10 protein-coding genes are annotated in these 11,891 nt (G+C 49.2%); all 10 read right to left on the bottom strand.

The features are described from left to right. Positions 1–1,149, bottom strand: a complete 1,149-nt coding sequence (gene glxK / locus AACS05_RS05405) for a glycerate 3-kinase (protein ID WP_045440774.1) — start codon at positions 1,147–1,149, stop codon at positions 1–3. Between the two features lie 21 nt (positions 1,150–1,170). Next, complete coding sequence (locus AACS05_RS05400) at positions 1,171–2,469, bottom strand: uracil/xanthine transporter (RefSeq protein WP_045440772.1); 1,299 nt, start codon at positions 2,467–2,469, stop codon at positions 1,171–1,173. Positions 2,470–2,527: 58 nt separating this feature from the next. Then, positions 2,528–3,889 carry an allantoinase AllB gene (gene allB / locus AACS05_RS05395; protein ID WP_045440768.1) on the bottom strand — a complete coding sequence of 454 codons (1,362 nt, stop codon included), beginning with the start codon at positions 3,887–3,889 and terminating at the stop codon, positions 2,528–2,530. Positions 3,890–3,961: 72 nt separating this feature from the next. Continuing rightward, on the bottom strand, positions 3,962–5,422 hold the full coding sequence (locus tag AACS05_RS05390; RefSeq protein ID WP_045440766.1) for an allantoin transporter: 1,461 nt from the start codon (positions 5,420–5,422) through the stop codon (positions 3,962–3,964). 96 nt (positions 5,423–5,518) lie between these two features. Further along, positions 5,519–6,769, bottom strand: a complete 1,251-nt coding sequence (locus AACS05_RS05385) for an MFS transporter (protein WP_045449480.1) — start codon at positions 6,767–6,769, stop codon at positions 5,519–5,521. A gap of 68 nt (positions 6,770–6,837) precedes the next feature. Continuing rightward, positions 6,838–7,716, bottom strand: coding sequence for a 2-hydroxy-3-oxopropionate reductase (gene glxR / locus AACS05_RS05380; protein WP_045440763.1), 879 nt, complete (start codon positions 7,714–7,716; stop codon positions 6,838–6,840). Between the two features lie 98 nt (positions 7,717–7,814). Continuing rightward, on the bottom strand, positions 7,815–8,591 hold the full coding sequence (gene hyi, locus AACS05_RS05375) for a hydroxypyruvate isomerase (protein WP_045440757.1): 777 nt from the start codon (positions 8,589–8,591) through the stop codon (positions 7,815–7,817). Between the two features lie 12 nt (positions 8,592–8,603). After that, complete coding sequence (gcl, locus tag AACS05_RS05370) at positions 8,604–10,385, bottom strand: glyoxylate carboligase (RefSeq protein ID WP_045440745.1); 1,782 nt, start codon at positions 10,383–10,385, stop codon at positions 8,604–8,606. 84 nt (positions 10,386–10,469) lie between these two features. Next, positions 10,470–11,321, bottom strand: coding sequence for an HTH-type transcriptional repressor AllR (allR, locus tag AACS05_RS05365; RefSeq protein ID WP_045440736.1), 852 nt, complete (start codon positions 11,319–11,321; stop codon positions 10,470–10,472). A 45-nt stretch (positions 11,322–11,366) separates the two neighbouring features. Continuing rightward, positions 11,367–11,849 carry an ureidoglycolate lyase gene (gene allA / locus AACS05_RS05360; protein ID WP_045440734.1) on the bottom strand — a complete coding sequence of 161 codons (483 nt, stop codon included), beginning with the start codon at positions 11,847–11,849 and terminating at the stop codon, positions 11,367–11,369. Between the last annotated feature and the right edge of the window lie 42 nt (positions 11,850–11,891).

Below are 11,891 nucleotides of genomic sequence, written 5' to 3'. Positions count from 1 at the left end.
TTAACGCAGAGTCACCGCCTGACCCAGTTTCATCGCACAAGCGATATTACGCGCGCAGTGATAGAGATTAGTTTCGCCGCTCGCCAGCACTTCTGCTAACGGCGCGAGTCGCGGCAGAATACTGAATACCGCATCGATACCATGGCTGTGCACCACCTCTACGCCTTCGCCCAACACCCCAGCAATACCAATAACAGGAACGTGATGCTGCATGGCCACCGACGCTACCCCGATTGGCGCTTTGCCACCGACCGTTTGCGAATCAATACGTCCCTCGCCGGTGATAACCAGCGCCGCATCTTTAATTGCCCGCTCCAGCTGTACAGCCTGCAGCACAATCTCAATGCCGGGTTTCATGCTGGCCTGCAAGAAGATAACCGCAGCAATCCCCATTCCTCCAGCCGCTCCGCCGCCAGGCATCTGAGCAACATCCTCACCGGTCAGGGTTTGCAGCACACGGGCATAGTTGAGTAACCCTTCTTCCAGCATCTCAACCATCTCAGGCGTCGCCCCTTTCTGCGGGCCAAATACTCTTGCAGCGCCGCGCGGACCAACCAAAGGGTTGTCTACGTCACAGGCAACGTCAATGCGACATGCTTTCAGCCGCGGATCGCACTGTTGCAGGTCGATGCTCGCCAGACGTGACAAGCTACCACCCCCCGCGCTCAATGACGCCCCTTGCGCGTCAAGAAACTGCACGCCAAGCGCCTGGGCCATCCCCATACCGCCATCAACCGTCGCACTCCCGCCAATACCAAGAATAATATGACGAATACCGGCATCCAGCGCATGGCGAATCAGCTCGCCGGTGCCGTAACTTGAGGCCAGTAGAGGATTGCGTGCCTGCGGTTCGACCAGCATCAGTCCACTCGCCGCCGCCATTTCAATAATGGCGGTCTTTCCGTCACCTGTCAGGCCATAAAATCCCATGACCTTTTCCTTCATCGGCCCGCAGACCTCCACAGAGACAACTTTTCCTCCTGTCGCCGCCACCATTGCATCCACAGTACCCTCTCCGCCATCAGCCACCGGCAAACAAATATATTCTGCATCCGGGAATATGGCTGAAAATCCGGCTTTAATTGCCTGGCAGCATTGGTCAGCGCTTAAGCTCTCTTTAAATGAATCTGGCGCAATTACAATTTTCATCATCAATCCTTTTTCATCATGTTATTTAATGCGTTCCCATGGAATGAGATTTTCCATAAGCACCGCCAGTAAAATCCCCACCAGCAAGCCATTGCTCAGTAATGGCCGAATAGTCAACGGAAGATCATGTAAATAAACCGGAGGCAGCCCCATCAAAAAAATGCCGACAAACAGCGGGAGCGCCAGTCGATAAATATTGCGTGCGGTAAATGTGATTTGCTGGCTAAAAACCAGACCGGAATAGAGCAGCGGAAGATAAGAAACCAGCATCACGGCACTGCTGATCGCCAGTGGAATGGCGCAAAATAAACGGGTTAGCGGCGTAACCATTGCCACGAATAAACATAATACGCTGCCGCAAATAAATGATTTTCGCGAGCTGTCGCCGGTCTGTGTTAACAGACCGATAGAAGAGACAAAAGGTGAAAATGGAATCACGGCTAAAGGCACTGTCACCAGCGTCATAAAACCGGAAATAATAAAGCTGCGGCGATAACGCGAGCTGCTGGAGCCTTGCTGCGCATAAAAGACGTCCGTGCCGCGCACCGCGCCATAGGTATTACTGATATTCACCAGACCGGTGATAACGGCCGTCAGAATAATGCCCGGTAACAGTCTGCCATGGCTACCTAACGGGAACCACTGCCAGCTTAATTCGCTGGATGGCAGGGATGCTGATGGGAAACAAAATCGCCAAAGTCCCCACCCCACTACCGCCCCAACCAACAGGGCATAGCGCGAGATCCGCTGCGGTAAAAAGATGATCATCGCAAGGATGAAGCACATCACGCCTACTGCCAGGCTAAAGGGTGCCAGTTGAATTTTGACGCTGGTATCCGCAATGCCAAAGGGCAAACCCAGCATGCCCTTAAAAAAGATGGTGGTCAGCTGCGCGCCGAGCAGCAGCATAAAAAAAACCATCACCGTTGGGGTAAAGAGCCGGGCTAATTGATGTCCCAGGCCACTAAAGCCGATAATCATCGTCAGAACAGCGGAAATCACAATTCCAACGGACAGGCTGGTGGCGATATCATTGAGCGGTGTTCCGCGTGATGCCTCAGCCAGCGTAATCGTCAGTATGGTTCCCCACCATAAACCGGTTGGTCCTTCCATAATGGCGCGGCGATGGCCACAAATCACCTGCGCAAGACAGGCCAGAGACGTCGTTAAAAAAGCGTACTGCGTGAGCATTAGCAGATTGCTCACAGGGAGATGAAAAGCAGAAACCAGCGTTGGCGGGACCACAACCGTATTACAAAAAATAAAGAAAAACCACTGAAAGCCGGACAACAAACTTTCGCGGTTAATAACAGGAAGCATACTCATACCTTAGAATAAAGAATGCCCGCCAACATGACGGGCATTAATTCACATCACATTATTGTTGATGTTTAAGGATAAATTGACCTTTTGGCGATACCGGGAAACCTTGCTCGATGTCATAAATAACATCACCACGCAGAATAGTTTTCGTAATGCGCGCGCCAATCGTCCGGCCTACATAAGGGCTGACTTTGTGGCGATATTCCAGGTCTTCGTTCTTCAGAACGTATTTGCTGTCCGGTTGAATAAAGACGAAGTCGGCATCTTTACCCGGGGCGATACGTCCTTTCTGCTTCAGACCAAAAATATCGGCAGCGTTGGTTGCCATCAATTTAGCGAACAGCGGCAGCGACATACCGCGTTTTTGCACGGCTTCATCAAACATAACGTCCATGCAGCTCTGCAGTCCGGCAATGCCGCCCCACGCCTGCATGATATTGCCGGCCTTCATTTCCGGTGGGCATGGAGAGTGGTCAGAAACCAGGCAGTCAATCTCGCCGTTAAACAGCTTTTCCCACATCCCTTCCTGATTTTGCAGATCGCGGATCGGCGGAGAACATTTCGCCAGGGTGCCAATCTCTTCAAACTGATCGGTATCCAGTACGAAATAATGCGGGCAGGATTCGCAGGTTACATCCTGACCTTCCTGACGGGCACGGGTCACTTCCTCCACGCCTTCCGGGCTGCTGATATGGCAGACATGCAGGCGACAACCGGCGACTTTCGCCAGATACAGCACGCGACGAATCGCTTCCACTTCGGTAAATACCGGACGTGAGGCCACATAATCATGCGCCGTCACGCGACCTTCGCGTTTAGCCTCCTCGCCAAGCTCGTCGCAGATGAGCGCGTTTTCGCAATGCACCAGTACCGTCTGGTTCATTTCCGCCAGTTTCTGCGCGCCTTTAAAGAACTGCCAGTCGTTCACGTCGCGGAAATCATTATCGATACCGCGGTCGCCACAGGTGGCAACGAAGCATTTGAAACCGACGACACCGATGTCATCCAGCTCGTGCAGACGATCGAGGTTGTAAGAAACCAGACCGCCAAGCTGCGCGGCATCAATGGTCAATTTGCCTTTGGCCGCATCAAATTTCAGTTCGATGGTTTCACGATCCACCGTCGCGGGTAGCTGGTTGAGAGGCATTTCGATCATCGTGGTGATACCGCCTTTTGCCGCGGCACGCGTCCCCGTCTCATACCCTTCCCAATGGGTACGACCCGGCTCAGAGATATGGGTATGCGCATCAACCATGCCTGGTGAAACCACCAGACCCGTCGCATCCATGACCTGCTTCGCCTCACCCAGATTCTCGCCAATGGCGGCGATTTTTCCAGCCTGGACGGCAATATCAACAATGCGAGCTTCATTTTCTAAAATAACAGTACCGTTCTTAATAATTAAATCAAAAGACATAACGAACTCCTTGTATGGATACAGATAATTTTTATACATAACTCACGCTTAAATAAGCGCTTACTGACTTCATCACATCTGCCCTGTGGCTTTTTGCGCTCCGGCTGATTCAGCAACCGATTTTTTCTTCAGCAAGGCATAGGCAACAAATGCGACAATAACGCCAACAAACCACGACACTCGCGATAACGGTTCGAGTAGAGGAATAAATTTACCTCCCAGTGAAAGAATGACTGCCACTAACGTTACGGAGAAGGCTGTCAGATTAAATCCGTTTTCATAATATTGGTAATCACCGCTGGCGGTATATAATTCATCAAGATTAATTTTTCCACGCATCACGACAAAATAATGCGCTAACATAACCCCAATAACAGGGCCAAGCATCCCGCCGATAATATCCAGAAACAGATAAATACTGCTCTGATTTTCCATTAATTTCCACGGACAAATCAGCAAACTAATAATACTGGCGATCAATACACCGTTTTTATACGTTAACTTAGTAGGTGCAATAGCGGCAATCTGATAACCAGCAGGAATAATATTACCGGTAGCGTTCGTAGAGATTGTCGTCATCAAAATAACCAGTACCGCAAAAAACGAGGCAAATAAACTGTCCCAACGCTGCACGATATCCAGCACATTCCACGTATCCATTCCGTAATGAATACTGGCACCGGCGATTATGCACACGCTGGCAATGGCAAACAGCACGTATGCGACAATGAGCCCCAGCGTCTGGCCCAACGCTTGTTCACGAAATGAATGGGCATTTTGCGTGAAATCGGATGCACTCACCGCCGGAGCGGCCCATACCGCAACAACCGCGTTGATAACAACCAGAAACAGGAATCCGCTGTTGCCCGCCTTTTGCACGCCGCCAGGAATGTAGTCCAGAATCGGTCCAATTCCTACCAGGGATATCGCCCAGATAGCCATCCCGCCGAATACAATATAAATACAGGGGTTGAGGATTGCGGTAAATTTATTTAATACCTTACCACCACCAAAACCAATACCGACATTAATGAGCCAAAATATAAGAAATGTAATCAGCCCCGGCAGAGAAAGCCCTAATAAGGTAAAGTCACCGCCCAGCGTTAAAAAACCTGGCCATATCTTGCCAATCAGAATAAGAAATGCCAGCGATCCGGCGTAACATTGCAGACCGAACCACATAATTGCTGCAATCCCCCCTCTCAAGAGTCCCGGGAAGAGCGCTCCGCGTACGCCATACGAGCCACGCAGAATCATTGCAAAAGGTACACCGTATTTACTTCCGGCTGCACCGTTCATTACCATAACTAACGCAATAAAAAATGCACTAATAATAATAGCCAGCATGATGCTGAATGTGGAAAGTCCAAGAATAAAGAACCCGCCAACCATAACGTAATTAGGTACGTTATGCACAGAACCCATCCATAATGTAAAATAGTTGAATGTTTTCCAGTTTCGTTGCTCGGCTGTTTTTGGTAATAAGTCGTCACTATAACCACGTTGTTGATATAGATCTCTTTGATGTTCCATAAATCCCTCTGGTCACGTATCGGATAACGTTGTAATGGGTTTAGCTATGCGGAACAAAAACAATAGAAAATAAGTTAAATAGTTTTAATTATATTTTTATGCTGAAGCAATGACTGTCGTTGCTTTCTTTTTATATAATGTAACGGCCGCAAAAATAAGCGTTCCGGTAACAACCAAACAGGCGGAGATAACAAAACTTATTTCTTTAGAGCCCGTCAAATCAGAAATAAATCCGGTTAATGTTGGCGCAATAACCGCTGAGCTCATGCCAAAGAAGTTAAACAGGCTAAATGCTCTGCCCAGCGTTTTTGATGACGCTTGCTCAGAAACAAAGGAGATCAGAATCGGATCCACCGCCATTTTTCCCAGTAAACCGTACAGAGTCAGGCTGACCATCAACATGGTAGTATTCGGCGACAACACCGTAAATACCAGCATTGCGGCGGCCATGATCTCCAGACCAAGAATGACGTTGACTTTGCTGTTGCGAAACTTATCGGACAGATGGCTAAAGAATAATGCGCCAGGGACACCCACCACGGCGACTAACGCCGAGGCCACCCCAATCGCGCCGCCATCAAATCCTCGTTCAGTCTGCAGATAAGACGGAAGCCAAGTCACGATCAGGTAATAGCCATAGCAGGTACAGAAGTAGAGGAAGTACACGCTACATAACAGACCCGAAAATAGTGGCGGGCTCTTCTCTTCTGACGCCGTTCCCGTTTGAATTTTCTGATCTGCAGTAGGTACTTCATTTTTTGCCTTACCACGGATAACCAAAGTGAATATGCACAGCATCACCACCAGAATGGCAGCAACCAGGAACAACACATTTTGCCAGGCCATGTTCATGCTTTTTACCAGCACGCTGGAACCGATTAATCCGATCCCCATCCCAATTGCAGAGCCACTATTAATAATGGCATTTGCCAGTGCCCGACGAGCCTGTGGGACATTTGCCGAAGAGAGTGAATACGCTGAACTAAAGAAAGAGGCGCAGCCCGCTCCCGCCATTAGCGAACCAGCATAGATCATCACCAGTCCAGTGGCTTTTGCAATACTCAGCGTACCAATAATAAACAGCGTAAACCCACACATCAGCATAATTTTCTGGCCAAGCTTATCTACCAGAATTCCGCAGGGAATTTGCATGCTGCAATAGGCGAAGAAATAAAAACTGGCAATGGCGCCTATTTCAGCGTTGCTGACATTACCCAGCGATGCCTGAATCTCAGGATAAATAGGTGTGAGCACGGTGCGATATATCCATATTGCTACCCAACCCAAACTCATTACAACGACAATCCTCTTCCAGTATTCGATACCGGATTTATTCTTTTCACTCATGACATGCACCTTTCCAAAGTGTGTCTGATTAAAATGTATCGCTGCAGTGAGCGCAGCGATACGAATGATCATGATAATTTATGATTTGCCATTAATTCCAACGCCTGAACCATTGCCGAGTGATCTAACTGGCTCCCGCCATTCGCGGCACAGGTATTAAATAATTCCTGACAGGTTGCCGTATTAGGCAAATTCAATGACAGAGCCTTAGCGCTTTGTAATGCAAGATTAAGATCTTTTTGATGCAATGCAATTTTGAAACCAGGCTCAAAGGTGCGCTTGATCATACGCTCACCATGTACTTCCAGAATACGAGAAGAGGCAAACCCGCCCATTAATGCCTGACGAACGCGAACAGGATCCGCGCCAGCTTTCGAAGCAAAGACTAACGCCTCTGAAACAGCTTCAATATTTAAGGCAACGATAATTTGGTTAGCCACCTTACAGGTTTGACCATCACCATTACCGCCTACCAGCGTGATATTTTTACCCAGAATATCAAACAGCGGTTTGACCCGTGCAAATACATCTGACTCACCGCCAACCATAATGGACAAGGTACCTTCGCGAGCGCCAATTTCCCCGCCAGAGACGGGCGCATCGAGGTAATCCCCGCCCAACTCATTAACCTGTTTCGCAAAACGTTTGGTTTCGATAGGAGAGATAGAACTCATATCGACAATGGTTTTTCCCTGCAATGCGGTTTTGGCACAACCGTGTTCGCCAAAAAGCACTTCTTCCACCTGCGGCGTGTCCGGAACCATTATGAAGATGATGTCTGCAAAATCAGTTACCTGACACGCAGTTTCAACATTAACTGCCCCCAATGACAGCAATTCGTCCGCAACCGGACCAATGGTCGTGACATGTAATTGATGTCCGGCGCGAGCCAGATTAATCGCCATTGGCGAACCCATAATACCCAGGCCAATAAATCCCAGTTTCATTTTAACCTCTTATATCTCTGTCGATTTTCCCGAATTCAGGCAACACAATCCCCTTCCAGCAAAGTGGAAAAATGGCGTTACCTGAAATTCCTTAAAAATTATCGATATTGATTAATCCACGATAATCCCGCTTCGGTGGTGGTCAATGGTTTATATTCGCAACCAATCCAACCGTCATAACCTGATTTATCGATAAACTTAAAAATAAAGTCATAATTAATTTCGCCAGTCCCCGGTTCTCCGCGACGAGGGTTATCAGCAATTTGCAAATGACCTATTTTATTTGCCCACGTGGTCATGGTCTGGGTTAATTCCCCTTCCATACGCTGCATATGGTAAATGTCATACTGAATCTTGATATTATTGCAACCGACGCTATCGATTAAAGCCAGCGCCTGCTGGGTCCCGGTGAGATGGAATCCAGGAATATCAAAATGGTTGATCGGCTCAATCAGCAATAAAATATCTTCTTGCGCTAACATATTTGCCGCATAGCGCAGGTTTTCCACCAACGTCGGCTGGATCTGTTCGGCAGAAAACCCCGCAGGCGTTTTCCCTACCAGACAATTGATCTTCTTATTGCCGAGCCCCTTCGCATAACGAACAGCCGCCGCGACACCATCGCGAAATTCTTCTTCGCGACCCGGAATACAGGCGATACCGCGTTCACCCGCCGCCCAGTCTCCGGCAGGAAGATTATGCAGCGTATGCTCCAGTTGATTGGTCTGCAGTTTTTCCTTTAATACATCAATGTCGTAATCGTAGGGAAACATAAACTCTACGCCACGAAATCCCGATTGTGCCGCTTTATCGAAGCGTTCAAGAAAACTGTATTCCAGAAACAGCATGGAAAGATTGGCTGAGAAACGTAACATCTGTCACCCCTTCTATTCGTATTTCATAAAACAGGTTTCGGTTGGCGCATCCATCGCACCGTCGGCAATCTCTTCAAACTCGGTTACATTATCCAGCTCACTGCCCATAGAGATGTTGGTCACGCGCTCAAGGATCACTTCGACCACAACCGGAACGCGGTACTGCGCCATCAGAGCTTTGGCTTGTTCAAATGCCGGAGCAAGATCTTCAGGTTTAAATACGCGGATGGCTTTACAGCCTAATCCCTCAGCCACTTTGACGTGATCGACGCCATAGCCGTTTACTTCGCTGGAGTTGATATTTTCGAACGCCAGTTGCACGCAGTAATCCATATCAAAAGCGCGCTGCGACTGGCGAATCAGGCCGAGATAGGCGTTGTTGACCAGCACATGGATGTAAGGAATGTTGAACTGTGCGCCCACCGCCAGTTCTTCGATCAGGAACTGGAAGTCAAAATCACCGGAAATCCCAACAACGTTACGCGTTGGGTCAGCCACACAAACCCCTAATGCCGCCGGCAGCGTCCAGCCAAGAGGGCCAGCCTGACCGCAGTTGATCCAATGACGGTCCTTAAATACGTGCAGCATTTGCGCAGCGGCAATCTGAGATAATCCAATGGTCGTGACATAGCAAACATCGCGACCAAAGGCTTTATTCATTTCTTCATAAACACGCTGTGGTTTTACCGGGACATTATCGAAGTGGGTTTTACGCAGTAATGTGCGTTTGCGTTGCTGACACTCAGCAACCCAGGTATTCCGACATGGCAAACGACCCGCCTTATGCATCTCCTGAGCCACGTCAATCAGCTGTGTCAGTGCAGCTTTAGCATCGGAAACAATCCCCAAATCTGGACACAGAACACGTCCAATTTGCGTCGGCTCAATATCGATATGAATGATTTTTCGCCCTTCGGTATATTTCGCGACAGAACCCGTGTGGCGGTTAGCAAAACGGTTACCAATACCGAACACCATATCAGAGGCCAGCAGCGTGGCATTTCCGTAACGATGCGCCGTTTGTAAGCCCACCATCCCCGCCATTAGCTCATGATCGTCCGGGATACATCCCCACCCCATCAACGTAGGGATTACCGGAACGTTGATCAGCTCAGCAAAGCGCTGCAACAGTTGAGAAGCATCGGCGTTAATGACGCCACCACCCGCAACAATGACCGGACGCTCTGACTGAATCAGCATTTCCACCGCTCTCTCAATCTGCATCCGGCTTGCAGTTGGTTTGTAAACAGGCAACGGCTCGTACATGTCAGGATCGAATTCGATTTCCTCTACCTGCACATCAAACGGTAAATCGATCAACACCGGGCCTGGACGACCGGAGCGCATCAGATGGAACGCCTGCTGCAATACGCGAGGTACTAAAGCCGCCTCACGCACGGTGACAGCCATTTTACTCACCGGCTTAGCAATCGACTCAATGTCCACCGCCTGGAAATCTTCTTTATGCAAACGGGCTCGCGGCGCCTGACCGGTAATACATAAAATAGGAATAGAATCGGCTGATGCGGAATATAACGCGGTAATCATATCGGTTCCCGCCGGGCCTGAAGTGCCCAAGCAAACACCAATATTGCCTGCCGTCGCACGCGTATAGCCTTCCGCCATATGGGAAGCGCCTTCAACATGACGAGCCAGAATATGACGGATGCCTCCATGCTTACGCATTGCGGAATAGAACGGGTTAATTGCCGCTCCTGGAACCCCAAATGCGGTGGTGATACCTTCTTTTTCCAGCACATACATTGCCGCGTCAACGGCTCTCATTTTTGCCATTTTCTTTCTACCTCTATTTATTGGAAAAATTTTCCAACATTGAAAAAATCCAAAAAAGTCCCGCTCCTCTGAGCGGGTTGCGACTTAAGCTACGGGGGCTTTTAAACCCAGCGCCGTACTGATATCTCGTGCAGTATCCCGTACCAGCTCCCCCTGACTGATAAAACGATCTTCCGTCAGTCTGGATGCGGGGCCCGAAATAGAGATGGCAGCGACTACGCTGCCTGCATCGTCATAGATAGCTGAAGCGATGCAATTCAATCCGATAACATGTTCTTCATGATCAACGATATATCCCTTCTCACGCGCCTGTTCCAGGTTCCGGAGCAGAGTCGGAAAATCCACCAATGTCGTTGGCGTAAACTGCTGTAACCCCGTTTTGACGACAATGTCCATCAGCTCCTCTTCCATTAGCGGATAAAGCAGCGCTTTCCCCGCCCCGGAAGCATGGAGTGGCATTCGACTCCCCAAAGGTGCGCACATTCTTACCATTGATTTGCACTCCTTCTGACCAATCAACACCGCTTCAGTACCATTGCGAATCGCTACGTTGACCGTTTCACCAGACAATAGCATCAAGCGTTGCATAAAAGGTCCGGCTACCGACAGGACATCGCGGTTATGAATATACGCGGAGCCTACATTGAATACGCCTAAACCGATATGCCACCAACCTAACTGGCTGTCCTGATAGACAAAATCAGCACCCTGTAAAACTTTCAACAGGCGAAAAGTCGTGGAGAGCGGTAAATCCAGACTGCCGGAAATATCGCTAACTGACGAACTGCCTCCACTTCTTTCGAGATACTGCAAAATCGCAATGCCTCTCTCAAGCGCCTGAGCGCCTTTCTGCGCAACCGGCTCCGCCTGTCCAGGCCTGCCGCGCCGTCTTACTTCCGTCTCCACTACGTTTACTCCGGCCCAAAATATGAGCATAAACAATGAACAATATGCGCATATTAAGCAAGAAGGCCGATAGCGTCACGCAAAACAGAGTTCATATGCCGGGATACTTTCAACATCGCAATTATCGCTACCACCGCGATCGACGGTCAGAAAATCGGTCACGGTTTGCCAGGCAAACAGCGGGTGATGCCAGACATTTCGGTGGTAATTCACGCCCTGTTGGCCATTAGTGATAAAGGCTCTTAAGGTGGAAAGGTCAGGTTTGTCCTCGCCGAGTGCGACAATCACCACAAACGCTTCGCCATTCATAGGCATAAATGCCTGAGTGCCTAGCGGGTGGCGCTCCAGCTCATGCACAACAATCGGCACCGCCGCCGGTTGCGCGCGGTTGATACTGATGAGCGTGCGATCCTGCTCAAGGATCTCCACATTGGCCAGGTCGTGATAACGTTCAACGAGCCCATCATTGATATGAAAAAAATCACGTTTGTGCGTTTCTATGACATCGCCATAAGCGCTGAACGTGTGCTGATTTAACGGTAATACCTCTAGTTTCATCATCATTTCCTTGTAACTGAATTTCGCTGAACCGCAGTCAGA

This window comes from Citrobacter sp. S-77 (assembly GCF_963864895.1).
Taxonomy (GTDB): Bacteria; Pseudomonadota; Gammaproteobacteria; order Enterobacterales; family Enterobacteriaceae; genus Citrobacter; species Citrobacter murliniae.
The sequence above is the reverse complement of the archived record's forward strand: the minus strand, read 5'-3'. Positions and strand labels throughout refer to the sequence as shown.